The 23,855-nt window shown below is 61.1% G+C and carries 20 protein-coding genes; 4 read left to right on the top strand and 16 right to left on the bottom strand.

What is annotated here, in order from left to right; genetic code table 11:
- Window positions 1-67: 67 nt before the first annotated feature.
- A complete protein-coding gene (locus tag FF098_RS12725) occupies window positions 68-787 on the top strand; it encodes a lysozyme (RefSeq protein WP_155141056.1) in 720 nt (239 codons plus the stop codon).
- Between the two features lie 25 nt (window positions 788-812).
- Here FF098_RS12725 and FF098_RS12720 read toward each other — a convergent pair whose 3' ends face one another.
- Window positions 813-1,943, bottom strand: coding sequence for a trans-sulfuration enzyme family protein (locus FF098_RS12720; protein WP_205967492.1), 1,131 nt, complete (start codon window positions 1,941-1,943; stop codon window positions 813-815).
- A 117-nt stretch (window positions 1,944-2,060) separates the two neighbouring features.
- Here FF098_RS12720 and FF098_RS12715 point away from each other — a divergent pair, with 117 nt between their 5' ends.
- Window positions 2,061-3,977, top strand: coding sequence for a CocE/NonD family hydrolase (locus FF098_RS12715; RefSeq protein WP_155141054.1), 1,917 nt, complete (start codon window positions 2,061-2,063; stop codon window positions 3,975-3,977).
- Here the strand turns inward: FF098_RS12715 and ppk2 are convergent, their stop codons facing one another.
- Complete coding sequence (ppk2, locus tag FF098_RS12710) at window positions 3,978-4,862, bottom strand: polyphosphate kinase 2 (RefSeq protein ID WP_155141396.1); 885 nt, start codon at window positions 4,860-4,862, stop codon at window positions 3,978-3,980. It abuts the gene before it with no gap.
- A 140-nt stretch (window positions 4,863-5,002) separates the two neighbouring features.
- Here ppk2 and FF098_RS12705 point away from each other — a divergent pair, with 140 nt between their 5' ends.
- The gene (locus tag FF098_RS12705; protein ID WP_155141052.1) at window positions 5,003-6,283 is read left to right on the top strand and encodes an SAM-dependent methyltransferase; all 1,281 of its coding nucleotides are present in this window, start codon (window positions 5,003-5,005) and stop codon (window positions 6,281-6,283) included.
- Here the strand turns inward: FF098_RS12705 and FF098_RS12700 are convergent, their stop codons facing one another.
- The 9 genes from FF098_RS12700 to FF098_RS12660 all read right to left on the bottom strand — a co-directional run bounded on the left by FF098_RS12700 (window position 6,284) and on the right by FF098_RS12660 (window position 15,399).
- On the bottom strand, window positions 6,284-6,907 hold the full coding sequence (locus FF098_RS12700) for a peptidylprolyl isomerase (RefSeq protein ID WP_155141050.1): 624 nt from the start codon (window positions 6,905-6,907) through the stop codon (window positions 6,284-6,286). It abuts the gene before it with no gap.
- 15 nt (window positions 6,908-6,922) lie between these two features.
- A complete protein-coding gene (gene pgi, locus FF098_RS12695) occupies window positions 6,923-8,596 on the bottom strand; it encodes a glucose-6-phosphate isomerase (RefSeq protein ID WP_155141048.1) in 1,674 nt (557 codons plus the stop codon).
- Between the two features lie 142 nt (window positions 8,597-8,738).
- On the bottom strand, window positions 8,739-9,338 hold the full coding sequence (locus FF098_RS12690) for a redoxin domain-containing protein (RefSeq protein ID WP_155141047.1): 600 nt from the start codon (window positions 9,336-9,338) through the stop codon (window positions 8,739-8,741).
- Between the two features lie 52 nt (window positions 9,339-9,390).
- Window positions 9,391-11,574 carry a protein-disulfide reductase DsbD family protein gene (locus FF098_RS12685; RefSeq protein ID WP_155141045.1) on the bottom strand — a complete coding sequence of 728 codons (2,184 nt, stop codon included), beginning with the start codon at window positions 11,572-11,574 and terminating at the stop codon, window positions 9,391-9,393.
- A gap of 175 nt (window positions 11,575-11,749) precedes the next feature.
- Window positions 11,750-12,556, bottom strand: coding sequence for a SapC family protein (locus tag FF098_RS12680; protein ID WP_155141043.1), 807 nt, complete (start codon window positions 12,554-12,556; stop codon window positions 11,750-11,752).
- Window positions 12,557-12,696: 140 nt separating this feature from the next.
- The gene (locus tag FF098_RS12675) at window positions 12,697-13,575 is read right to left on the bottom strand and encodes an alpha/beta fold hydrolase (RefSeq protein WP_155141041.1); all 879 of its coding nucleotides are present in this window, start codon (window positions 13,573-13,575) and stop codon (window positions 12,697-12,699) included.
- A gap of 4 nt (window positions 13,576-13,579) precedes the next feature.
- Window positions 13,580-14,101, bottom strand: coding sequence for a hypothetical protein (locus tag FF098_RS12670; protein WP_155141039.1), 522 nt, complete (start codon window positions 14,099-14,101; stop codon window positions 13,580-13,582).
- 137 nt (window positions 14,102-14,238) lie between these two features.
- Complete coding sequence (locus FF098_RS12665) at window positions 14,239-14,442, bottom strand: hypothetical protein (RefSeq protein ID WP_155141037.1); 204 nt, start codon at window positions 14,440-14,442, stop codon at window positions 14,239-14,241.
- 84 nt (window positions 14,443-14,526) lie between these two features.
- Window positions 14,527-15,399, bottom strand: a complete 873-nt coding sequence (locus FF098_RS12660; RefSeq protein ID WP_155141035.1) for a S49 family peptidase — start codon at window positions 15,397-15,399, stop codon at window positions 14,527-14,529.
- Window positions 15,400-15,555: 156 nt separating this feature from the next.
- Here FF098_RS12660 and FF098_RS12655 point away from each other — a divergent pair, with 156 nt between their 5' ends.
- Entirely contained in the window at window positions 15,556-16,599 is a 1,044-nt protein-coding gene (locus tag FF098_RS12655; protein WP_155141034.1) for a polyprenyl synthetase family protein, read from the top strand.
- An 11-nt stretch (window positions 16,600-16,610) separates the two neighbouring features.
- Here FF098_RS12655 and FF098_RS12650 read toward each other — a convergent pair whose 3' ends face one another.
- The 5 genes from FF098_RS12650 to FF098_RS12630 all read right to left on the bottom strand — a co-directional run bounded on the left by FF098_RS12650 (window position 16,611) and on the right by FF098_RS12630 (window position 23,751).
- Window positions 16,611-17,792 carry a hypothetical protein gene (locus FF098_RS12650; protein WP_155141032.1) on the bottom strand — a complete coding sequence of 394 codons (1,182 nt, stop codon included), beginning with the start codon at window positions 17,790-17,792 and terminating at the stop codon, window positions 16,611-16,613.
- Between the two features lie 9 nt (window positions 17,793-17,801).
- Window positions 17,802-18,917: a glycosyltransferase family 4 protein gene (locus FF098_RS12645; protein ID WP_155141030.1), complete on the bottom strand. Its 1,116-nt coding sequence runs from the start codon at window positions 18,915-18,917 to the stop codon at window positions 17,802-17,804.
- Between the two features lie 25 nt (window positions 18,918-18,942).
- Window positions 18,943-19,893 carry a 4-(cytidine 5'-diphospho)-2-C-methyl-D-erythritol kinase gene (locus FF098_RS12640; protein WP_155141029.1) on the bottom strand — a complete coding sequence of 317 codons (951 nt, stop codon included), beginning with the start codon at window positions 19,891-19,893 and terminating at the stop codon, window positions 18,943-18,945.
- A 15-nt stretch (window positions 19,894-19,908) separates the two neighbouring features.
- Window positions 19,909-21,795 (bottom strand): tetratricopeptide repeat protein, encoded by a 1,887-nt coding sequence (locus tag FF098_RS12635; protein ID WP_166426514.1) that lies wholly within the window; start codon window positions 21,793-21,795, stop codon window positions 19,909-19,911.
- Window positions 21,796-22,077: 282 nt separating this feature from the next.
- Window positions 22,078-23,751, bottom strand: a complete 1,674-nt coding sequence (locus FF098_RS12630; protein ID WP_155141025.1) for an electron transfer flavoprotein-ubiquinone oxidoreductase — start codon at window positions 23,749-23,751, stop codon at window positions 22,078-22,080.
- Window positions 23,752-23,855 lie beyond the last annotated feature (104 nt).

Raw genomic sequence — 23,855 nt, 5'->3', positions numbered from 1 at the left:
TAACCGTACATTCACTTGCATCAGAATTTCTATTGGATATTATCACAATAACTGGGTAGGTGGTGAAATGCGGTTAGCTTTCCTTTTTGGACTGTTTCTATTCGCTGTCGGGGCGCTTGTCGCCGAACGGTACGGGCTTCCGGGCACCGTGACGGGCTTGACCGACAAGGGTTTCGACAAGATCGAAGGGTTTATTGCGGGCACCGAAAGGCCACCCGCCGCCTTCGCTGCTGCGGCGGAAGAGCCTGCGGCGGACATGGCCCACGCACCGGCGGCAACGGCTGCCCTCTCCTCCAGCACGACAGCAGATGCCGCCCGCAACATGCCGACAGCGGACAACAGCGCCATGAGCCTGAACGGCGACGGGCTGGAGATCATCAAGACATCCCGCGGCCTGACCCTGTCGGCCACCATGGAAGATGGTGACTGGCATGTCGGCTATGCCCACACGGCGACCGCGACGGAGGGCATGTCCCTGACCGTACCGCAGGCTGAAGAACTGCTGCTGGCAGACCTCCAGCCGGTACAGGACGGCGTTCGCCGCATGGTAACCGTGCCCCTGAACGAGAACGAATATGCCGCCCTCGTCTCCTTCGCGGAGTCGGTCGGCATCGAGAATTTCGGCCAGACCGATGTCTATCGCAGCCTGCAGAACGGCAAACGCGACGAAGCTGCAGAAGCGCTGAGCGAGCACACGATTGCCAATGTCGGCGGCGAGCTGACCCAGATGCCGAGCCTGATGGAACGGCGCGAGCGCGAACGCGCCCTCTTCATGTCCCAGCCCTGATCAGCATTCCGTGCGCTCCTGACAATCAGAAATCCAGCGCCTGATCGAGATCCTCGATCAGGTCGTCAGCGTTCTCCAGCCCGACAGAGAGGCGCAGCAGCCCCTGCGGCGAGCGCGGCGTCGGCCCCTCGACCGAGGCACGATGCTCGATCAGGCTCTCCACACCGCCAAGGCTTGTCGCATTGAGGATCAGCTTTACCCGCGAGGCAACAGCAAGCGCCCCATCACGCCCACCGACAATCTCCACCGACAGCATGCCGCCGCCGGCTTTCATCTGCGCCCGCGCGATATCCTCTCCCGCCCGGCCCGACAGGAACGGGTAATGCACCGTCTCCACCCGGTCATGTGCGCTGAGAAATTCAGCGAGCACCCCCGCGTTGCGGCAATGGGCCTCCATCCGGCAGTGCAGCGTCTGCAGGCCGCGCGAAACGAGCCAGGCGTTGAAGGGCGACAGCACGCCGCCGGTGACCTTGCGCGTGGCGAACAGGGCGCGAGCGGCATCGTTATCTTCTCTGGCAATCACTGCCCCGCCCTGAATGTCACTGTGCCCGCCCATATACTTTGTCAGGGAATGGATGACATAATCCGCGCCCAGATCGAGTGGCCGCTGCAGCACAGGCGTCGCAAACGTGCCATCGACCGCGACCTGCGTACCCGCCTCATGAGCCAAACGGCTGACCGCCGCGATATCGATGATGTCGAGCTTCGGGTTGGACGGCGTCTCGAACCAGACGAGGGCGGTGTTGTCCGTCAGCGCGTCACCGAGCGCCTCAAGGTCCGTCATGTCGATAAATACTGCCTCTATCTTCCGTACCGGGAAGGTCGCTGCGGCGAGATTGCGGAAATCGTGATAGAGGTCATGATGGAAGATGACCCGGCACCCTTCCGGCAGGCCCGCCAGCAGGGCCGCGCCCGCCGCCATGCCGGAAGCAAAGGCTGCTGCGACCGCCCCGCCCTCCATCGCCGCGAGCCGAGCCTCAAGGTCAGCGACATTCGGGTTGGTATCGCGCACATAGGTGAACCCGTGCAGGTTCTCATAGGCAGGCCCGTGCTGCCATGTCGTCGACAGCTGGATCGATGCCGCGACGGCCCCGTCCCTGCCGATGCCCGGCGTGTGAATGGCGATGGTTTCCGGTTTCATGGTTTTCCCGTTCATGGGGAGGCCCTTTCCTGTTCAGCGCCAACCTAACGCCGCCCGCCGCGTCGCGCCAGAAGCCTGTAGAATGGTACGCCGCTTTGTGCCAGTCTGAGCCTTCAGCAAGGGGATATCTCGATGAGTCTTTACAAAGCCGCCGCACAGGCAAGCAGCCGCCTGTCTCTGTCAGCTATTGCAACAGTGCTGATGCTGGCCGCCTGTACTGAAGCCGAGGCGCCACGGGAAAGGCCGACGGACTTCATCCCGCCGGAGGGTACGCTGGTCGAGGAACACATCCCGGTGCGTATGCGCGACGGTATCCGTCTCGATACGGATATTTACCTGCCCCCTGGCGGTGAGACGCCGGTACCGACGGTGCTGATCCGCACACCCTATTCCAGCGAGATGGGTCGCGGCAGCGAGGGCTTCAAGGCACAGCTGATCGAGGCAGGCTATGCTGTCGTCGAGCAGCATGAGCGGGGGCGCTATTTCTCCGAAGGCGAATTCACCATGATCCCCAACCCGGTCGAGGATGGTCTCGACACGTTCGACTGGATTACCGCGCAGCCTTGGTCCAACGGCGCGATCGGTACCTATGGCTGTTCGTCATCGGCTGAAAACCAGCTCAAACTGGCGAGCCGCAATCATCCGGCGCACAAGGCGATGATCGCCCGCTCCGCCGGGGTAGGCGTTGCCGAGGCCGGCCCGTTCAGCGAACAGGGCAATTTCTGGCGCGGCGGCGTCTGGCAGCAGGGCTGGTTCAACTATTTCTACGAGGAAATGCAGCAGCCCTGGCCGAAACTGCCAGCAGACCTCGACGATGTTGCATGGCAACGGGCCGCCGCCTCCTTCAGCGTCGACAATGACGGCGACGCCCGCGAGCAGGACTTCTATGACGGCATCCGCATGTACCTGCCGATGGCGGACATGGCCGTTGCGGGCGATGGCGCGGTCACCGACTTCGAAGAATACATCGCCCGTGGGCCGGTTCATCCGGACTGGGACGATAACCGCCTGACCGATGAAGACGCCGCGGCGATCCGCGTGCCAGGCTTCTGGGCCGAAGCGCTGTACGATATTTCCGCCCGCGCCACCGCCGCTGCGTTCCAGACCGCAAGCGAGGCCAACAGGGCCGCTGGTGTCGACAACCAGTATATCATCCTGACCAATGGACCCCATTGCGGGTTCGGGCGCGAGGAAGCCGAGACCACGATAGGCGACCGGCCCCTCGGCGATGCCCGGCTCGACTATGACGCCCAGTCCATCGCGTTTTTCGACCATTACCTGAAAGGCTCAGGGCCAGCACCGGAGTTTGCCCCTGTCCAGGCCTATATGGCTGGTGAGAATGAATGGCAGGCGTTCGATACCCTGCCCGATCCATCCGTCGTGCCGGCCGGTGATGACGCCCTCGTCTTTACCCTGACGAGTGGCGGTAGCGCCAATACGCTGGACGGCGATGGCGTACTGGCCGTCGAGGCAGCGCAAGGCGACAGTGACAGCTTCGTCTACGACCCGACTAACCCGGTGATCAGCCATGGCGGCGAGATTTCCGGCATGGGCACCGACCAGGAGGACGGCAGCTTCGACCAGCGCGAGATCGAGGCGCGGGAGGACGTGCTGGTCTATACCTCCGAAGTACTGACCGAGGACCTGCCTGTCTTCGGCTTTGCCCATGCGCAGCTTTTTGTCTCCTCCGATGCACCGGACACGGACTTCACGGTCAAGATCGTCGATGTCGCACCGGATGGCACGGCATGGAACATCGCCGACACGATCCTGCGCATGCGCTATCGCGACGGGCTGGAGACACCGGTGTTCATGGAAGATGGCGAGGTTTACGAGATTTCCCCGCCGCCCATGCTGGTCGCCAATACGTTCCAGAAGGGTCACCGGGTGCGGGTCGAGATATCCTCCAGCAATTTCCCGTCCTATGCCCGCAGCCTGAACACCGCTGCCGATCCGTACACGTCGACGGAATTCGCTGTCGCGACTAACACGGTCCATCATGGCGGCGCGACGCCGTCGCGCATCATCCTGCCGCTGGCCGGGGAATAATCAGAGCGACTTCAGGAAGTCATCGGCGGGCATCATGACCTTGTCATCGATCTTGCCGATGGCTTTCGCGTCCTTGCCGTCATAGTCGAGCGCCAGAAGCACGCGGCGGATGGCGTTGAGCCTTGCGCGGCGCTTGTCATTAGCCTTGATCACCGTCCATGGCGCATGGTCCGTATGCGTCGCCTCCAGCATGCGATTGCGCGCCTTCGTATAGTCATCCCACTTGGTCAGTGCCTCGACATCCATCGGTGACAGCTTCCAGATCTTCAACGGGTCGTGGCGGCGATCGTGAAACCGCTTCAGCTGCATCTCCTGGCCGATATTCAGCCAGAACTTGAAGAAATGCATGCCGTCATTGGTGATCATCTTCTCAAAGGCCGGTGTCTCCTCGAGGAAATGCTTGCATTGCTGCTCCGTACAGAACCCCATCACCGGTTCGACCCCGGCGCGATTATACCAGGACCGGTCGAACAGGCGCATCTCGCCGGTCGAGGGGAAATGCCGCACATAGCGCTGGTAATACCACTCGCCCCGCTCGCGATCCGTCGGCTTGGGCAGGGCGACGACATGGGCGATGCGCGGGTTCATATATTCCGTGAACCGCTTGATCGTCCCGCCCTTGCCAGCGGAATCGCGCCCCTCGAAAAGCAGGACCACCCGCTCGCCCGTGTCCTGCATCCAGTACTGCATTTTCACCAGTTCCAGCTGCAGCGCTTCCAGCTGGTCCTCATAGTCTTTCCGGTCGAGTTTCTTCTCATAGGGATAGCCACCACAGGCCATGGCGCCGTCCTCGACCCAGTCCGGGAGGTCGGGACTATCGATGTCGAACGCGCGCTCCTTGCCCCTGATCGTCAGGGTCACGGGCGGGGCGATATCCATTCTCATGATGTTCATAGCGCGTCTTTCTCGAGGAACTTGTCGGTCTATTCTGGCGTCCATCCTGCACGAACACGGCCCCTCGCGCCAGCGGGCTGGCCGGACGGGGTTAATCGTCCTATACTAGGGAACAGAACGAGGAGAGCGATATGACCATACTGCATCGCGTTCTGGACGGCATGATCAGGAAAGGATGTCTTGTCGTCACCACCCATGATGGTCACGAACAGACCTATGGTGATGGCACCGGCCCCTGCATCAGCGTTGAACTGACCGGCGCAGACACGCCGCGCAAGATTGCCATGGACCCGACCCTGAAGCTCGGCGAAGCCTATATGGAGGGCGAGCTGGTGATGGCCAAGGGCAGTGTCTATGACCTGCTGGACCTGATCTATCAGAACTCAGGCCCGGTTGCGGCTACATCCCCATGGATGAAAGTCATGCAATGGCTGCGCTTTGCCCGCCGCCGCCTTGACCAGCTCAACACCCTGTCGCGCTCGTCGAAGAATGTGCAGCACCACTACGATCTTGGCGACGACCTCTATCACCTGTTCCTCGATCAGGACATGCAATATTCCTGCGCCTATTTTCCGACACCGGAGACGTCGCTGGACGAGGCGCAGCTCTTGAAGAAACGCCACATAGCCGCCAAGGTGCTGGCGCAGCCGGGCGAGGACGTGCTCGACATCGGCTGCGGCTGGGGCGGCATGGGGCTGTACCTCACCCAGAATTGCGGCGTGAACGTCACCGGGGTCACCCTGTCCCACGACCAGCTCAGCGTCGCCATCCGCCGCTCGGTCGAGTCCGGGCTGTCCGACCGGGCGACATTCAGGCTGCAGGACTATCGCACGCTGGACAAAAAATTCGACCGCATTGTCTCGGTCGGCATGTTCGAGCATGTCGGCGTCAATCATTACAGGAACTATTTCGAGAAATGTGCAGAAATGCTGAAGCCCGGCGGCGTTGGCCTGATCCACACGATCGGCCGCTTCGGCCCGCCCGGCATCACCAATCCGTTCATCGCCAAATATATCTTCCCCGGTGGTTACATCCCCGCCCTGTCGGAAGTCGTCTCGGTGATCGAGGAAACGGGTCTCGTCGTCACCGATATCGAATATCTCCGCCTGCATTACGCCGAGACGATCCGCCATTGGCGCGAACGGTTCACGGCCCGCTGGGACGAGGCGAAGGCGCTCTATGACGAGCGTTTCTGCCGAATGTGGGATTTCTATCTCGCCTCATCGGAAATGGCGTTCCGGGCACAGATCATGTGCAATTTCCAGATCCAGATCGCCCATGACCAGACGGCGGTGCCGATGACGCGTGACTATATCGCGCAGAAGAAAGCAGAGCTGGCGGAAAAGGATGGCGGGCCAGATTTTCTCAGGCAAGATGGCACCGGCGTGGTTCATCCGCTGGCGGCGCAATAGCTATTCCGAAGAAACTTCTTCGGGCTCTATCTCGTCCACACGCTCGATGATGACCGGCTCTACGGGCACGTCCTTGTCAAACTGGCCCTGTGCGCCTGTCTCGACCATGCCGATGGCGTCGACCACCTCCATGCCGGCGACGACCTTGCCGAATACGGCATAACCCCAGTCGAGCATCAGCTCTTCGCCTTCATGGTCGAGTTCCTCGTTATGCCTGAGGTTGATGTACCACTGGTTCGTTGCCGAATTCGGCTCCGTATAGCGCGCCATGGCGATGGTGCCGCGCTCGTTATTCAGGCCGTTGGTCGCCTCGTTCTGGATCGGGTCCATCGCCGGGCGCTCTATCAGCGTACGGGAATAACCACCACCCTGGATCAGGCGCCCGGCAACGACACGGTGAAAGATCGTGCGGTCGTATGAGCCTTTTGTGGCGTAGGCGAAGAAATTCTCGACCGTGATCGGCGCCTTCGTCCGGTTCAGCACCAGATCGATATCGCCCATGGAGGTCTGGATGCGAGCATAAACGATATCGTCGCCTTCCCAGCCCTCCGGCACGCTCTGCGCGTTCGCTGGCAGGGCGAGAGCAAGCAAAGACAGGGCGGCGATCAGCGCGGTGCGCAACATGGATACTCCAACAGGTCAGCTTGATTTGCGGATCTTGTTTATCCGGTCAATGAGGCCATTTGTTGACGCGTCATGGGCCGTTGCGGCTGGCTTGTCCTGACCGCGTTCGGCGAGTTCCGGCAGGATCGCCTTGGCCAGTACCTTGCCCAGCTCCACGCCCCACTGGTCGAAGGAGTTGATGCCCCAGATCACGCCCTGGCAGAAAATCTTGTGCTCATAGAGTGCGATCAGCGCGCCGAGGGTTTCCGGCGTCAGCTTCTCCATCAGGATCGAATTGGTCGGGCGATTGCCGGTGAAGGTCTTGTGTTTGGCCAGCGTCTCCAGCTTGTCGGCGGGCACGCTGTCGCCAAGCTCCGCCTTCACTTCTTCCGTCGTCTTGCCGCGCATCAGTGCTTCCGGCTGGGCGAGGAAATTCGCCAGCAGCTTGACGTGATGGTCGCCCAGCGGATTATGGCTCAAGGCCGGGGCGATGAAATCGGCAGATATCTTGTCCGTCCCCTGATGGATCAGTTGGTAGAAGGCATGCTGGCCGTTGGTGCCGGGCTCGCCGAAGATGACCGGGCCGGTCGAGGCACTGGCGGGCGAGCCATCCATGACCACACCCTTGCCATTCGATTCCATGTCCGCCTGCTGAAGATAGGCAGCAAGGCGATGCAGGTACTGGTCATAGGGCAGCACGGCATGGGTGCCGATATCGAGGAAATTGCGGTTCCACACGCCGATCAGGGCCAGCAGTGCCGGGAGGTTTTCGGTCAGCGGTGCCTCTTCGAAATGGCGGTCCATCACCGCGGCACCGTCGAGCAGCTTGCGGAAATTGTCGAAACCGACCTGCAGCGCGATGGAAAGACCGATAGCCGACCACAGGGAATAGCGCCCGCCGACCCAGTCCCAGAAGGCGAACATATTGTCCGTGTCGATACCGAATTTTGAAACCTCATCGGCATTGGTCGACAGGGCGATGAAGTGTTTCGCGACATCGGCTTCGCTCGCGCCCTGTTTCAGGAACCAGTCACGGGCCGACATGGCATTGGTCATCGTCTCCTGCGTCGTGAAGGTCTTCGATGCGATGATGAACAGCGTCGTCTCCGGATCGACGGCGGCAAGCGTCTCGGCAAGGTGCGTGCCGTCCACGTTGGAGACGAAATGGCAGTCGCGCCCGTCGATCCAGTAAGGCTTCAGCGCCTCGGTCACCATAACGGGGCCAAGGTCAGATCCGCCAATGCCGATATTGACGATGGTGGTCAGTTTCTTGCCGGTATAGCCCGTGTGGCCGCCGGAATGGATCGCGGCGCAGAACTGGTCCATGCGCGACAGCTCTGCCTCGATCAGCGGCATGACGTCCTCGCCACCGACCCTGTATTTGCCATGGGCGGTATCGCGCAGGGCGACGTGGAGCACGGCGCGGTCCTCGGTTTCGTTGATCTTTTCGCCGGCGAACATCGCCGCGCGCTTCCCTTCGAGGCCGCGTGCTGTGGCGAGGGCGAGCAGCTTGTCCACCGTCTCGTCGGTCACGAGGTTCTTGGAGTAATCGACGAACAGGCCCGCGGCCTCGCCGGAGAGTTTCCCGAACCGGGCCGCGTCGCGCTCGAACAGATCGCGCATATGTACGCCGGACAGGCTTTTTGCCTCGTCTGCCAGCGCTTTCCATTCGGCCAAATCGGTCAGTTTCTCACTCGTCTTCTCGCTCATCGGGCACTCCTCATGTCTGTCGCACCCTAATTAGCGGACCGGCGCCGCTTTGCCAGCCCCCGGGGCGAAAAGAGGGGCAAAGAAAAAGCCTGCGCCGCAAGGGCACAGGCTCTACATGTATTCTGCTCTGAGCAGCGGTCGATCAGTATTTCACGCTGCAGCCATAGGGCTGGCTTTGCGGGGTCGCGACCGGCTCGCCCGCCTCGATGTTTTCCATCGCGGCAAGGACATAGTTCTCTGCCTTTTCGAGGTCGGCCTTGTCGGCAGACGGGATCGAGTCGATGCCGCCTGCGTAAACGAGCGTGCCTTCCTCATCGATGATGTACATGTGCGGGGTCGTCTTGGCGGCATAGGCAGTGCCGATTTCGCCGGATTCATCGAGAATGACGTGGGTCGGGCTTGCATCGCGCGTTTCGGTCAGCTCGTCAGCCATCTCTGCGGAGACATGGCCCTGCTTGCCGGGGGCGGACGAAATGATCGTCAGCCAGGTGTAGCCAGCCTCGGCGGCGGCTTCCTGCGTCATCTGCATGTTGCCGGCCTCGTAATGCTTTTTCACGAACGGGCAGTCATGGTTGGTCCATTCAAGGATCACCTTCTCACCGGCAAGGTCAGACAGCGAAACGGTGTCGCCGGATGTGGTCGTGCCGGTAAAGGCCGGGGCCGGCGCGCCAATCTCCGGGGCGGCAAAGGCAGCGCCGATGCTAAGGGCAAACGTCGCCACGGATGCAAAAAGAACTTTCATCGATCAATCTCCTCCAGATCAAAGGCTGATTTAGGCCAAAATCACGGCTCGACTATAGCACGGAGAATGTCTCGCGCATGATGTCGAACGATAACACTTGCGGGAGGACTTGTGGTTCAGGCGCACCCGGTGCGTAGAAAAGATAAAGCGGCACGCCGGACCGGCCCTGTGCCTCCAGCGCCCGGGTAATTTCCGGGTCTTGCACGGTCCAGTCGGCGACCATGTAGACGACGCCTTTTTCGTGGAACTGGCTGACGACCTGCTGGCGCGTCAGCACCGTCTGCTTGTTGACCTGGCAGGTCACGCACCAGGCGGCGGTGAAGTCGATGAAAACAGGCGTGCCCGCTTCGCGCAGCTCTTCCAGCGTGGCCTCGGAATAGGCGACGGTCGGCAATTTCGACAGGTCGCCCTCGCCCGGCGCGGAGGCTTGCGCATAGTCCGCGGTGCGCAATTGCGGCGTGATGCCGGAGAGCGCGTAGACGCACCCGCCAATGGCCGCGAGAGCGAGTACTCGCGCAAACACGCCGCCCGCGCCCCGGCTGCGCTGGGACAGGCCGAAGGCCCACGCCGCAAAGCCGGTCAGCAACAGCGCGATCAGCAACAGGACGAGACCTTCGGAGCCTGCCTGCAATGTCAGTGTCCAGATCAACCAGATCAGCGTGGCGAACATGGCAAAGGAGAGCACCTGCTTGAACACTTCCATCCACGCGCCGGGCTTGGGCAGCGCCTTGGCGATACCGGGGATCAGCGAGATCAGCAGGTAAGGCAGGGCAAGGCCCAGGCCCATGACTGCGAACACAAGCAGCCCGACAAAGGCAGGCTGCTGCGCCGACAGCGCAAAGCCGACCGGCACGCCGAGGAACGGCCCGATGCATGGTGCCGCGACGGCGACGGCCAGAAGACCGGTAAAGAACGCACCGGAATTGCCCCCCTTGGAGGCAAGCCCGGTGCCCACCCCTTGCACGCTGGTGCCGATTTCGAACAGCCCGGCCAGGTTCAGGCCGACGAGGAAAATCACGATTGCAAAGACCGCGACCGTAACAGGCGATTGCAGGTGGAAGCCCCAGCCGATCTGCTCGCCCCCTGCCCGCAGTGCCAGCAACAGGCCTGCGATGGCGAGGAACGCGACAAGGATGCCGGCGGTATAGATGAAGCCATGGCGCACAATAGTCGCGCGGCTCTCCTGCGCCGAATGGGCAAGGCTCGCCGCCTTGATGAAGATCACCGGGAAGACGCAGGGCATGACGTTGAGGATGATGCCGCCGAGGAAGGCGAGGCCGAGAATCGCCCACAGATTGCGGCTTTCCGCTGGCGGGGTCGCGCTGGAACTCTCGCTTGTACCTGATCCGGCGTCAGTTGACGCACCGGTGTCTGCCCCCGGCACGGTCACCCCTGCCGGTGCCTCGGTCTGGGTCGCGGCGATCTCTATCCCGCGCTCGTCGATAGTCACGACACCGTCCAGCACATCCAGCGAAGCCGGGTCGTAGTCGAATGCTGGCTGCAGGAACAGTCGCACGCCTTCGTCAGTCGCAGCAACTTTCTGCTCCGCTGCCGGTTCGACCACGCTGATTGCCGCCGGGAAGAAGAAGATCTCCGCCTGCGGATCGATATCGCCGGACAGCTCCAGCACCGGCTTGCCATCGAGGTCATACCAGGCAGCATCGAAGCCGCCCTGTTCGGGCATATGCGTATCGCCTTGCTCAAACAGCGGCGCGCCTAAGGCATCTGGCCCTGCGGGTTCAGCGACCACAGGCAGGCTCAACGACAGTGTCGCGCTTTCCGGTATGCAGATATCGGCGCAGATCAGCCATGTCGCGTCGGCGGTCAGGGTAACCGTCTGGCCCGTTGCGGCACCGGAAGGCGCCGTCAGGTCGATCATGAACAGCGGCGTGCCCTCATGACCGAAATTGACGAGCGGGCCGAGCGGAATGCGATGGGGCAGCGGATAGTCGATCTCGCCCGTCTCGAACCCCTCTGGCAGGGTCCAGTCGATTTCAAGCGGCAGGCCGGAATCGCCAGGGTTCATCCAGTAGACGTGCCAGCCTTCGCGCAGTTCCTGATACAAGCCGATGCGGATGGTCTCTCCGGGCGCGATACCGCCCCGCTCGGCGATCAGCTGGCTGACGGCATTGCCGGTTTCCACTGGCTGGGAGACTGCCTGAGCCCTGGCCTGTGGCGCCATGACGGCAGCAAGGATGGCGAGGAAAGCAGCAATGAAAAGGTTTGATGATCGCATGAGGCTATTGGTCCGGTGTTTCAGTCGATCCAAGCTCTAGCATAATCGGCGCGGACTGCATCGCAAACACTCACCCTCTCGCCGGAATGTTATGGGCAGTGAGCATCACCCATCAGGCCAACAAAAAAGCCGCCGGGAGCACCGGCGGCTTTTTGAATTTGTATGCAGCCAGGGCCTATTGCCTGGTAACCGGCTTCAGCATTTCTTCGCCCGTCAGGTTGAAGCGACGCACGCGGCGCTCCATCAGCAGGCGCCAGTTGCCCATGGACATCAGCTGCGCATAAAGGATCGGCAGCATGTTGGACTGGCGCAGGGCAAGGAATTTCTCCTCCGACAGGTCAGCCAGTTTCTTCTCTTCAACGCCGTTATATTGCGCGAATGGCTGCGGCTGGTCGGCACCTTGCGGTGTGAACTGGGCAACCTGGTTCGACACGATATTGTATTCGACCAGCTGCTTGGCGAAATTCACCGTGACCTGACGGTCACGCTCGTAATTGGTGCAGTAGTCCATGGCCTGCTGCGTAGCGGCAGAAAGCTGGTCGCCATCGAAGAACGGCATGTCGGAATCGCTCTTGATGCCTTCATAGGCGCTGTCGACGATCATCGCCATGCGGTTGGAAGACTGGTCGCCAGCGAGAGCAAATGGATAGCGGCGGATATAGCCGGGGATGTAGACGTTCTGGTCCCATTCGCCCTTGTCGTTGACGAACAGGTTCACGTCGTCGATCAGGCCGGTCACCGCGAGCGGCATCGGATTCTGTTCATCGGTGAAGATGATCGGGTAATGCTTCTGGGCAGCAGCGATTTCCGTGACGACCAGCGGCACGGCGCGGACATTGGCGGCAAAGCCGAACGGGCTATCCGGACGGGAAATGCCCAGTTTGGAGTGCTTTTCCTTGCTGAGCAGTTCCGGCTCGCGGAACATGTACAGGCTGCCTTCCAGTTTCGGTTCTTGCGGTGCGGCGCTCGGCGTGTCGCTCATTGTCAGTCGTCTCCTGGACTTTCTTGGTAAATGGTTTCCACCCCGGGCGGGGCGCGGTTTGGCAGGTCGTAGCAAAAAGGATGCCGCTCTCCAAGCGCTTATTGGGCAAAGCGCGGCTCAATCGGCGCATTGATGCCGGATCACTCTGTCAGCCGCGATGCGATGAGGGATGCGCACTCCCCGGGAAATTCCTGGGGCGCGAGATGCGATGACCCTGGCAATACCGTTCCGTCCACACCCTGCCCCGCAAGTCGGATGCGCGATGTACCGGACGCAGTCGAACCGGTTTCGGCGTATATCGCACTGACATCGCCGCCTGCTGCTGTCATCGCCCCGTCGAGAGCATCCCAGAAGGAGTGCCCCTGCGCCGCAAAGGTTGCCGCCTCCCACGCCGGATCGCAGGAAAGGCGTACACTATCCTCATCAGGCAAAAGGCCATCGGCCAGATAGTCGTCCAGCACCCCCTTCGCCCAGCCCGCAAAGAAGGGCTTGCGACCGTATGATTCCCTGACCGATTGCGCATCGGGAAAGATGGCTCGCCTGGCTGCGGCTTTTTTTGCGACGGGCAGGATTTCACGGATAAAGCCGCGCATTGGCGAGCGGGCAAGCCAATGGGCGGCAACCGGCACGACGACCGGCTCGATCATGACTATCCGGCGCACCGGTACCTTGCCTGCGGCGGCGACCATCAGGGAGATGACCGCCCCCATGGAATGCCCGACCAGGGTCCATCCCGCCTCCGGCGCAGGCTGTCCGGCGAGCAGCGCCCCGGCATCGCCGGCATAGATATGCCAGTCCCGCAGGTTTTCCGGATCGGCCGGCAGGCTGGTCCGGCCGTGGCCGCGGTGATCAAGGGTCAGGATGGTATGGGAGGGTGCCAGCGGCTCAATCACCCGGCGATAGGAAAGGCCATTCAGACCATTGGCATGCAGCAGCACGATAGCGGGCTGTCCCTCGCCCCAGCGCCGCACATGCATGTCGCCGCCTCGCTCCGGCAGGGATACCATCTGGCTGTTCATGAGATTACTTGCCGGCTTCGTCGAGCGCGAGGCGATAGATCGTCTGCAGGTGGCGCACGTCCTGGGCGGCACGGTGCGTGTGCGGCTCCAGCTTCTGGGCGCGACCAACAAGCTCTGCAGGTGCCGATTTCGCCAGCGGCTTGATCAGTTCGGCAAAGTCATGAAGCTTGAAATTGGCCCGCACGCCGGCGGCCTCGTAGAGCCTGTAAAGCCAGTAACCATCATAATCCGGGGCGTCTGAATAGACCTGCGCATTGGCAAAGGCGGCATTCAGGACAAGGGCGGCTTCCAGCACCGGGGTCCCCTCGCGGATCAGCTTGTCCGGCGTGATGCGGTGCAGCTCCTCGGCGGATTTCTCCCACGCATTCAGGGACCAGCTGTCGGCAGGCTTGATCAGCATGGAGCGGACAGGCCAGTCGGCAAAGGCCCAGCCGATCTCGATAGGCCATGACTTGGACCCAAGGCCCGATGCTTCCAGATCGATAAAGGCGATCTGTCTGCCCTGTTCGGTTCGCGGCTCGCTCATTGTTGTTCTTGGTTTCCGCAAGGAGTTCGTCGAAAAAACTCACCCTAAGGTGAGCCTATCGGCCATGCAAAAGAAATATCGATGACAATACCAGCCCCGGGACACTCAAAAGGCCGGGGCATATTGTTGCAGCGTACTCAGATTTCGCGGGCCTGATAGGTGCCTGTTTCTGGATCTTTCTCGAAGTCGATGACGTCAGGCCCGGCATAGGGGGACTGGTCTTCGCGCACCCGGCGCAAGATATCCTTGGCTTCTCTCCATTTGCTGGCGAAACGCCTGGAAACGGCGACCGCACCGGCGGTAACCGCAGCAGTGGCCAGAATGGTAGCGATTGTGGACATGGGCTAACTCCTCCTGCCCTCCAAACATAACAAGACGGCAATCATTCCGCCAATGAACGAATGGAAAGGCTGGATCGCCGTATCTTACCGCCCGTAGCGGCTCCACAGGGATTTCTCTTCCAGCGTATCGACAAGCTGGTCGGGGTCGAGGAGCGACAGGGACGGCGCAGGCATGCCGCCGCGCGACATGATTGCCTGAATGAGGCTCTTCTTGTCGGTCTCGATCCGCTTGATTTTCACATCCTTGCCGAATTTTTCCTTCAGCACGGTGCGCACCTCACCGATCGCATCGATCAGGCCCAGCTCCTTTGCCTTGCCGGCAGCCCAGAACTGACCGGAGAAGATCTCGTCACTATCGGCGAGCTTGCCTGCGCGGCGCTCTTTCACGAGATCGATGAAGATCGCATGAAGCTCGTCGAGCAGGATCTTCAGCCGCTCCACATCCTGCGGGTCTTCCGGCTTGAATGGGTCAAGCTGGCTCTTGTTCGACCCGGCCGTATAGATACGGCGCTCCACACCAAGCTTCGAAATCGCTTCAGGGAAGCCGAAGCCGCCGGAGATAACGCCGATGGAGCCAACAACCGAACTCGGATCGGCATAGATCTCGTCACCTGCGATGGACAGGATATAGCCGCCGGAGGCGCCGACATCCTCGACAAAGGTCAGCACCGGCACGTCCTTTTCGGCTGCCAGCGTCCGGATACGGTCATGGATCAGGCGCGACTGAACCGGCGAGCCGCCGGGCGAATTGATGCTGATTGCCACGGCCTTGAGCCCGGACGGTTTGAACGCCTCATCCAGCGCCTTTTCAAGGCGGCGCAGGTTGAGATTTTTGCTTGTCCTGCCTGACGTGGCGATGACGCCGGTCAGGTCGAGATGGGTGACGGTGGGTTTCGGCGGTCCGCCCCACGGCGTCGCCTTCCACAGCTTTTTCGGCATTTCGGTGAACTTGCTCATCACGAGGATGTATGCGGCGTTGCGGCACTGTTCAAGTAAGCTCTTAAAAACAGGCGATTATCGCTGGCATGGCGATGATGAAGCCATTATGACACGCTTGACCGATACTGACGCCGCGACCATTGTTGGCCGGATATCGGGGACTATTTGTTACAGATGAGCAGACAGGAGCGCCGCGTGGGCAATCCGGCGAAGACATTGGAACGGCAACGCACCTTCAAGAACGCGGTTCTTGATTTGCGCGCGCTCACGGCTGACGATCTGGAAGCCGTCAACGGCACGATCCTCGACCACATGCAGTCTTCGGTGAAAATGATCCCGGAAGTCGCCGGACACCTGATCAATGCCGGTGGCAAGCGCCTGCGCCCGGTGCTGACCATCGCCGCCGCCCGTGCCTTCGGCTATGACGGGCACCAGCACATCAACCTCGCTGCTGCCGTCGAACTGATCCATGGCGCAACGCTGCTGCATGACGATGTCGTCGATGAAAGCGCCCTGCGCCGCGGGCTGGAGACGGCCAACATCATCTGGGGCAACAAGGAGAGCGTGCTTGTTGGCGACTTCCTGTTCTCGCGCTCCTTCGAGCTGATGGTGAAGACCGGCTCGCTGAAGGTTCTCGACATCCTCTCCGCCGCCTCCTGCACCATCGCCGAGGGTGAAGTGCTGCAACTGGCAACACAAAAGAACACCGCCGCGACCTTCGAGATGTATCTCGACGTGGTCAAGGCCAAGACCGCCGCCCTGTTCGCCGCCGCAACCCAGGCCGGCGCTGTTATCGCTGGTGCCAGCGAGGCCGAAGAAAAGGCCTTCTTCGATTACGGCATGAATTTCGGCATCGCCTACCAGCTTGTCGATGACGCGCTCGATTATGCGGGCACACAGAGCGATCTGGGCAAGTCCGTCGGTGACGATTTCCGCGAGGGCAAGATGACCCTGCCGGTCGTCCATGCGATCTCCGCCGCGCGCAATGATGAAGAACGCGCCTTCTGGCAGCGCACGATCGGCGATGTCGACCAGAAGGACAGCGACCTGCCCCGCGCCCTTGAGCTGATGCAGCGTGACAATATCATTCCGCGTACGCTCGATTGTGCCCGTGAGTTTGCTGACGAGGCCCTCGCCAGCCTGCGCAAGCTGCCGCAGTCCGACTACACCACGGCCCTCGCCGACCTCGTCGACCTGTCCGTCGCCCGCAATTCCTGATCCAGCCTGTCCTATTCTACGCCTATGGTTTCAGACGAGCTGAAGCCATCTTCCAGATTGTATCCACGCACGGCATAACGACCGGGAGGCAGCAGGAGCCGCGTGTCTTCGCCTTCCCTTACCAGAACCCTGTCAGTCGGCACCGTGTCATTAGGCGCGTTTTCCATTCGGGCTTCAACGATGACCGGGCCTGTATCTGGAAATATCGATTGGGGGATGGCAACCAACCTGTCACCGGCTGCTAATCGCCATGTCGGGCGATGGTATATAAAGTCCAGCCGGGCTCGAGCAATTGTCATGTCATAACCGACAGGCTGGAGCCCCTTGAGCAGCACGTCCTCGCCCGCCCCCTCACACATTGTCTGATCAATAGTAACCGGATCGATTCCGGTCTTTGCCTTCAGGCGTGCACCCATCATGAGGATTGGGTCCGCGCCGGTCTCTATCGGCTCCTCTGCCCCGTGGCCATATCCGACATGGATCAGAAGCTTTTCATCCTGGGGCATGCTTTCGATCAGCGTAACGAGACTGTTTGCCTGATCTTCTTCCCGGCGCGTTATTTCCGCCAATGGATCAGTATCTTTTCTGGCCCCGCTGGCTGCGACGCTATCATAACCAGCCAACGTGTAGCCGATAGCCTGTAAGCCGCCGACGAGACGACCGAAAACAGGTTCGCGGACATACCACCCCGACGCCATGTCGGGCGTTTCTATTATGGTAAATGCATTTTCATCTGTACCGGGATTTTCAAATGCCTCAGCCGCGTAATAAGAAAAGCCTTCATCGCCAAGCACGTGCGCCAATTCAGCGACAAATGCACGATGATCGGGTCGGTCATGGGCCTCGTTGATGATTACGACCCTCGATCCGGCAGCGACATCACGAATGGTATCCCAGACAATGCCATCCGGCAGCCCGCTTGCACAAAAAGCTGTATTGCCGGGGCGGATATCATCGCCAGCCAGATCCTCTCGCCCCACAAAGGCAAGGGCCTGATTGTAATTGTCTGAGCCAACGGGGTGGCTATCCCCGAAAATAGTTTGCCAGATCGAGCGATAGAACCAGTCGGCTTCAGAACGAGATAGTTCATCACTCTCGGCAAAAGAGGTTGTGAGAAGAAGCGTACCGAACAGAACAAACCCGATAAGAAACCCCAGCGCCGTACCGCCCGAAATGCCAGGTTCTCGCCGCATGTTTTCTCCCTATTCCGCGTTGGCCGGTGCCTCTTGCGGCTCGCTCTTGTCCGGCCTGCTTTTCTGCCTGACCTGATCGTCGTGGCCTGCGCGGGCCCGGATGATCCGGGCAGCGACAACCAGGACCAGGGCGAGGGCCGCGACGCCCATCCATTCAACGGGCGACGGCAATTGCGTAACCCCCCATCCCGCCGCGGCGCTGAAGATGGCGGCGACCATGAACAGCCGTGTGACATTGGCATGGGACCAGCCGGCCTGATTGAGTCGCTGATAATAATGTTCGCGATGGGCCTGATAGAAGCGCTGGCCGGTCGCGATACGGCGGATCAGCGTGATCGACACATCGAGAATGAACGGCAGGAATATCATCGGCACCAGCGCAACAGGCACGCCTGTACCGCTCTGTGAAGGCTGTGCGGCGAGCAGGGCCAGTCCGGCGATGAGAAAGCCGATCCCCAGCGAGCCCGCATCGCCCATGAAGATATTGCCTGCGGGAAAGTTGATGATGAAGAACGCAAAGAGGCTCATCGTCATCATCAGGCTCGTCAGAAACAGGGGCAGGTTACCGCCGAACGCACCGACGAGGCACAGGACGATCAGCGCCACGAGGGCCGATCCTGCAGCCATGCCATTGAGTCCGTCCATGAAGTTGAACACGTTGACGAAAGCGGCAACCCACAGGACCGCGACGACATAGCCGACAACGCCAAGATCGGTATCGCCGAGAACCGGCAGCGGCATCGTCTCGATCGGTCCGACAAACATCACCAGAACAATGGACAGGATGATCTGCCCAAGGAATTTCAGGCCAGGCGAGATGGCCGCGATGTCGTCGATCAACCCGAGAACCGCGATTGCACCGGTCAGCATGACAAGCACACCATAGTCGCTGCCGATACCGATGCGGCTGAGCCAGAGCCCCAGGAGGGCCGCTACGACGAAGGTTATATGAATAGCTACCCCGCCGGCCCGCGAAACAGTACCGCGGTGGCTGGTGCGCTCATCCTCGTGGTTCGGCAGGAAAGACAGGGAAATGAAACTGCGGCACAGCGCCGTGCACAGAAAAAATCCGGACAGGCCGAGGCCAATCAGAACGAGATAGAGGATTGAGGCGGAACTGAACATAAGGCCTTGTATACTCTTTAAGTCTTCAAGCGACTTTTCCGGTCGCTGTCGGGCCGGCTGCCGCAGATTCTGCCCACCATCCCCGACCGCGCGCGGCACTGGCAGCCTTCCTGGCCGCCTGTTGACTGGAGAACAGGCCGAAACAGGTTGCGCCACTGCCAGACATGCGCGAGAAACTGCAGCCCGGCTGGCGCTCGAGGAAAGATAGTACGTCCCTGATCGCCGGGCAAAGGCTGATTGCCGGGCCGGCCAGATCATTGCGTGTCAGTGCAAGGGTTGAGCCAAGGTCCTGCAGGCTGGCGCATGATGAGCCGAAAGCCACCCTGTCAGCGGGGCCTGCGGGCGGGTCGGCGTCGTAAAGGCGGAAGATAGCGGCGGTCGATACGGCCTGCCCCGGATTGACCAGCAGCATCCAGAATGGCGCCATGACAGGCCCGGCCCGCACTTGCTCGCCAGCGCCGGTCGCAATGGCGCTGCAAAGCGCACCTGCCCGGCCAGCCAGCAAGTGAGGGGCAAGGCACAATGGGCCATCCGCCCCGAGCAGGAATGACAGCGCCATCAGCCGCTGGTCGCCGGTCTTAAGGCCCCAGAGATCGCGCAGCAATACCATCGCCGCAGCGGCATCCGCCGTGCCACCGCCGATACCGGAAGCAGGTGGCAGGTTTTTCGTCAGGCGCAGGCGCGCGCCTTTTCCCTTTCCATCAGGTCCCTTGCCAACAGTGCCCTGGCCGCCCGGCTCGCCTTGCAGAAGCCGCGCGGCGCGCAAGACGAGATTGCTGGCAGGGGCAAGACCTGCCAGCGCCCCGGCAAAGTGGCCGTCTATGGTCAGGCTCAGATAATCTGAAGGCTCAGCCACCAGCCGGTCACCCAACATAGGGAAAACGGCGAGCGAGAAGATGTCATGCAGGCCGTCAGGGCGAGTCGCCCCGACATGCAGGCAGAGATTGACTTTGGCGCGCGCCAGCAGCTCGGCCATGGTGGCGGCGCTCCTTCAAGGGGTTTGCGATGGATCGCTCGCGATGTCAGCTGTCCTGTCGGCAGAGCTATCCGCCGTGATGATCTCGCCTTCTGCCAGCTTGCGCTCGATCACCACGCGCAGGTCATCATCGGGATCATAGCTCAGGGCGCGGCGCCACTCGTAACGCGCTTCGTTCCGGCGGCTGACCTGCCAGTAGGCATCACCGAGATGATCGGTGATCACCGGGTCAGCCGGCTCAAGCTCTACGGCACGTTCCAGATAGTCGATAGCTTCCTGGTATTCGCCGAGCTGGTAGTGCGCCCAGCCGAGACTGTCAGTGATGGCGCCGGAATTCGGCTCCTGCCGCAGCGCTTCCTCGATCATGGCGAATGCCTCTTCGAGGTTCTCGCCACGCTCGACCCAGCTATAGCCCAGATAGTTGAGTACATAGGGCTCGTCGTCCGACAGCTCCCTGGCCATGACGAGATCGGCCTCTGCCTGTACCCACTGGTCCATATCGGCATGCAGGACGCCGCGGGAGAAATAATAGCGCCACAGATCGCCACCACGCTCGTCCTCGGGGCGCTGCTCTATCCGGTCGATGGCGCTGGTCAGGGTCTGCTCGGCAGCTTGATATTGTCCGTCATCGGACAGAAGGTTGGCAAGGCGCAGGGCAGTCGATACGGCATAGGCATCGCGCGCAACATATTCCTGCAAAAGGGACAAGGCCTTGTCGGTCTTCTCCATCTGCACGAGGGCGCTGGCCCTGTCTGTCACCGCATATTCGTAGAAGGAATCGTTGAACGAGACCTCACCGAACAGCCGCGCTGCATCCTCATACATCTCGTAGGAATTGTAGATACCGCCGACGAGATAGTTCACCGCGTCGAAATCCTCATTGAGATGGGCCGACAGCTGCGCAAAGGCGAGTGGCGTATTCAGCAGCAGCGTCAGGTTGGTAAAGCCGGCGCGATAAGCCGCAGCCTGTTCGCTCAGCGCCTGGCGGTAGGTTGCCCAGGCAAAATGATACAGCGCCAGCCCGGCCCCGTCCGCGCCCGAGCGCACGAAAGGACGCACACGGAATCTCTTCGCCTCACGGATCATCAGATCCGTTTCGCCAGCCAGCGGCTCACCCAGACGGATCAGGCCGAGACGACCGGTACGCACCAGCACGCCGTCTTCCTCGACCATGCCGCGATAAAGCGCGCGCGCCTCATCCTTGCTGCCTGTACGTTCCAGGAAATAAGCCTGTGCGATACGGGTCTGTTCGGCCGGATAGGCTTTCGCAGCGGCGGCATAGGCCGTGCGCGCCTCGTTGCGGCGACCGGCGGCTTCCAGCATCAGCGCCTTGTGCAGCGGGGTGAAACCCGTGAAAGCCTGGGCCTGCGTATTGTCCAGCATGGCAAGACCCGCATCAGCCCCCTCGGTTTCGAACAGGGCCCAGGCGCGCATCAGGTAGCTGATCGACTGGACATAGGAAGAATCCGCTTCAGCCTCCAGCGTCACCAGTGCCTCGGCATAATCGCCACTGGCCATCTGGTCGGCCGCGACTGTCAGGACCGGCAGGGACAGGTTCTGCTGTGCCCTGGCCGCCTCGAGAGCCTGCCTTATCGCCTCGCCGCCATCCTCTGCGCTCGCCTCGGGCGTGCGAAACTCCGGCTGGTTCAGCTGCCGCGCCAGAGTGGCCGAGGCACCGACATCGCCGGCGGCAAGCTCGTAGAAAAAGGCATGGCGCAGCAGGAGAGCATCCTGCGGCGCGGCCTCTGACGCGCGGGCATAGGCATCGGCTGCGATATCGAGCTGTTGCTGGTTCGCCGCGAAGCGGGCTTTCAGATAATCACCGACAACCGTTTCTTCCTGAAGGTCGCGCACGATGTAACCAGACGAGCCGCCCGGCGAAGCGCAAGCCCCCAGGGCCACAAGCGACACCGTAGCTGTGAGGAGAAGGATCGGTTTACGCGGGAAAATCAATAGCTTCTTCCTTACCTTGCTACCGGCCAGACCATGATCAGGATGGGCCGATAACATAACAACAGAGGCACCGGCCACGCGCAAGACGCACACAGCCGGATGCGGCACAATGCCAATGATCATCGCTAAAGGCCAGCCGTGAAGAAATCATGGCAGAAAAATAATCATTGCCGGGCAACGAGGCCAACCCGAAACGAATAACAGCCAGCAAGGGTTGGCTGTTACACGCCGTTACATATTCGGATAGTTCGGCCCGCCGCCGCCCTCTGGCACCGTCCATTTGATGTTCTGCTGCGGGTCCTTGATATCGCAGGTCTTGCAGTGGACGCAGTTCTGGGCGTTGATCTGGAATTTCGTCTCACCGCCCTCCTCGACATATTCATAGACCCCTGCCGGGCAATAACGCTGGGACGGCCCCGCATAGGTCGGCAGGTTGACGTCGACCGGCACCGACGGATCGAGCAGCTTCAGGTGGGCCGGCTGGTCTTCCTCGTGATTGGTGAAGGAAAAGGAGACATTGGTCAGCCGATCAAAGGTCAGCGTGCCGTCGGGCTTGGGGTACGCAATCGGCTTGTGCTTGCTGGCAGGCTCGGTTGCGGCAGCGTCGGTCTTGTCGTGGCGCATCGTACCGAAGGGCGACCAGCCGCCTGTGAGCTGGTTCAGCCACAGATCGGCGCCGGACAGCGCGATACCGCCGAGCAGCGTGCCGTATTTCGTCCAGAGCGGCTTGGCGTTGCGCACCTTCTTCAACTCGTCATGGACCCAGCTGGAATAGAATTTCTCCGTATACGCCTCCAGCTCGTCACCGGCGCGCCCGCCCTGCAGCGCATCCCACGCGGCTTCGGCGGCCATCATACCGGTCTTCATGGCGTTGTGGTTACCCTTGATGCGCGGCACGTTGACGAAACCGGCGGAACAGCCGATCAGCGCGCCGCCCGGAAAGGTCAGTTTCGGGATCGACTGGAACCCGCCTTCGGTAATCGCGCGCGAGCCATAGGCGACGCGCTCGCCGCCTTCCAGCATCTTGGCGATATCCGGATGGGTCTTGAAGCGCTGGAACTCCTGATACGGAGAAAGATAGGGGTTCTTGTAGTTCAGGTGGACGACGAAGCCGATGGAGACGTAATTGTCGCCGAAATGATAGCACCACGACCCGCCACCCGTGTCGTTATCAAGCGGCCAGCCGAATGTGTGTTGCACGTAGCCCGGCTTGAAATTCTCGTCCGGAACCTTCCACAGCTCTTTCAGGCCAATGCCGTATTTTTGCGGATCGCTCTCAGAGTCGAGGCCGAACTCGGCGATGATTTCCTTGGACAGCGAACCGCGCACGCCCTCGCCCAGAAGCACATATTTGCCGTGCAGTTCCATGCCCGGCTCATAGGAGCCTTTCTTCTCGCCATCCTTGCCGATGCCGACCTCGCCGACGACGACGCCGGAAACCGAGCCATCCTCGCGCTTGAGATATTTTGACGCCGCCATCATCGGATAGATCTCGACGCCCATCCCCTCGGCCTTCTCGGCCAGCCACCGGCAGACATTGCCCATGGAGGCGATGTAGCAGCCATGGTTCTTGACCATGGACGGCATGGCAAATACCGGCAGCGGCAGCGAGCCGGCCGGGCCCATCACGAGGAAGCTCTCCTCGGTCACTTCCGTTTCCAGCGGGCAGCCCTGTTCCTTCCAGTCGGGGATCAACTCGTTCAGTGCCTTGGGGTCGACCACAGCACCGGACAGGATATGCGCCCCGACCTCGGAGCCTTTTTCGACGACGACGACGCTCGTCTCGGTACCCTTTTCCTCATCCAGTTGCTTGATGCGGATCGCCGCGCAAAGGCCGGCTGGCCCGGCGCCGACGATGACGACGTCAAATTCCATGCTTTCGCGTTCGATAGTCTCTTCAGCCATGATCTAACTGCCTGCTTTTGAATGCGTTTTGGTTCCCTAAGACGTAGGGCAATTGACCCCGAAAGGCCAACAAGTTGTGCAGTGTCGGGAGTGGTGTTCTACGA

Source organism: Aquisalinus luteolus (assembly GCF_009712425.2).
Lineage (GTDB): Bacteria > Pseudomonadota > Alphaproteobacteria > Caulobacterales > Parvularculaceae > Aquisalinus > Aquisalinus luteolus.
Note: the sequence above shows the minus strand (reverse complement) of the source record. Positions and strands in the feature narration are given on the sequence as shown.

Excerpts from the sequence above, each read along its gene's own strand:
- FF098_RS12725 (WP_155141056.1), top strand. The coding sequence starts at position 68 with ATGCGGTTAGCTTTCCTTTTTGGACTGTTTCTATTCGCTGTCGGGGCG.
- FF098_RS12720 (WP_205967492.1), bottom strand. The coding sequence starts at position 1,943 with ATGAACGGGAAAACCATGAAACCGGAAACCATCGCCATTCACACGCCG.
- FF098_RS12715 (WP_155141054.1), top strand. The coding sequence starts at position 2,061 with ATGAGTCTTTACAAAGCCGCCGCACAGGCAAGCAGCCGCCTGTCTCTG.
- ppk2 (WP_155141396.1), bottom strand. The coding sequence starts at position 4,862 with ATGAGAATGGATATCGCCCCGCCCGTGACCCTGACGATCAGGGGCAAG.
- FF098_RS12705 (WP_155141052.1), top strand. The coding sequence starts at position 5,003 with ATGACCATACTGCATCGCGTTCTGGACGGCATGATCAGGAAAGGATGT.
- FF098_RS12700 (WP_155141050.1), bottom strand. The coding sequence starts at position 6,907 with ATGTTGCGCACCGCGCTGATCGCCGCCCTGTCTTTGCTTGCTCTCGCC.
- pgi (WP_155141048.1), bottom strand. The coding sequence starts at position 8,596 with ATGAGCGAGAAGACGAGTGAGAAACTGACCGATTTGGCCGAATGGAAA.
- FF098_RS12690 (WP_155141047.1), bottom strand. The coding sequence starts at position 9,338 with ATGAAAGTTCTTTTTGCATCCGTGGCGACGTTTGCCCTTAGCATCGGC.
- FF098_RS12685 (WP_155141045.1), bottom strand. The coding sequence starts at position 11,574 with ATGCGATCATCAAACCTTTTCATTGCTGCTTTCCTCGCCATCCTTGCT.
- FF098_RS12680 (WP_155141043.1), bottom strand. The coding sequence starts at position 12,556 with ATGAGCGACACGCCGAGCGCCGCACCGCAAGAACCGAAACTGGAAGGC.
- FF098_RS12675 (WP_155141041.1), bottom strand. The coding sequence starts at position 13,575 with ATGAACAGCCAGATGGTATCCCTGCCGGAGCGAGGCGGCGACATGCAT.
- FF098_RS12670 (WP_155141039.1), bottom strand. The coding sequence starts at position 14,101 with ATGAGCGAGCCGCGAACCGAACAGGGCAGACAGATCGCCTTTATCGAT.
- FF098_RS12665 (WP_155141037.1), bottom strand. The coding sequence starts at position 14,442 with ATGTCCACAATCGCTACCATTCTGGCCACTGCTGCGGTTACCGCCGGT.
- FF098_RS12660 (WP_155141035.1), bottom strand. The coding sequence starts at position 15,399 with ATGAGCAAGTTCACCGAAATGCCGAAAAAGCTGTGGAAGGCGACGCCG.
- FF098_RS12655 (WP_155141034.1), top strand. The coding sequence starts at position 15,556 with ATGAGCAGACAGGAGCGCCGCGTGGGCAATCCGGCGAAGACATTGGAA.
- FF098_RS12650 (WP_155141032.1), bottom strand. The coding sequence starts at position 17,792 with ATGCGGCGAGAACCTGGCATTTCGGGCGGTACGGCGCTGGGGTTTCTT.
- FF098_RS12645 (WP_155141030.1), bottom strand. The coding sequence starts at position 18,917 with ATGTTCAGTTCCGCCTCAATCCTCTATCTCGTTCTGATTGGCCTCGGC.
- FF098_RS12640 (WP_155141029.1), bottom strand. The coding sequence starts at position 19,893 with ATGGCCGAGCTGCTGGCGCGCGCCAAAGTCAATCTCTGCCTGCATGTC.
- FF098_RS12630 (WP_155141025.1), bottom strand. The coding sequence starts at position 23,751 with ATGGCTGAAGAGACTATCGAACGCGAAAGCATGGAATTTGACGTCGTC.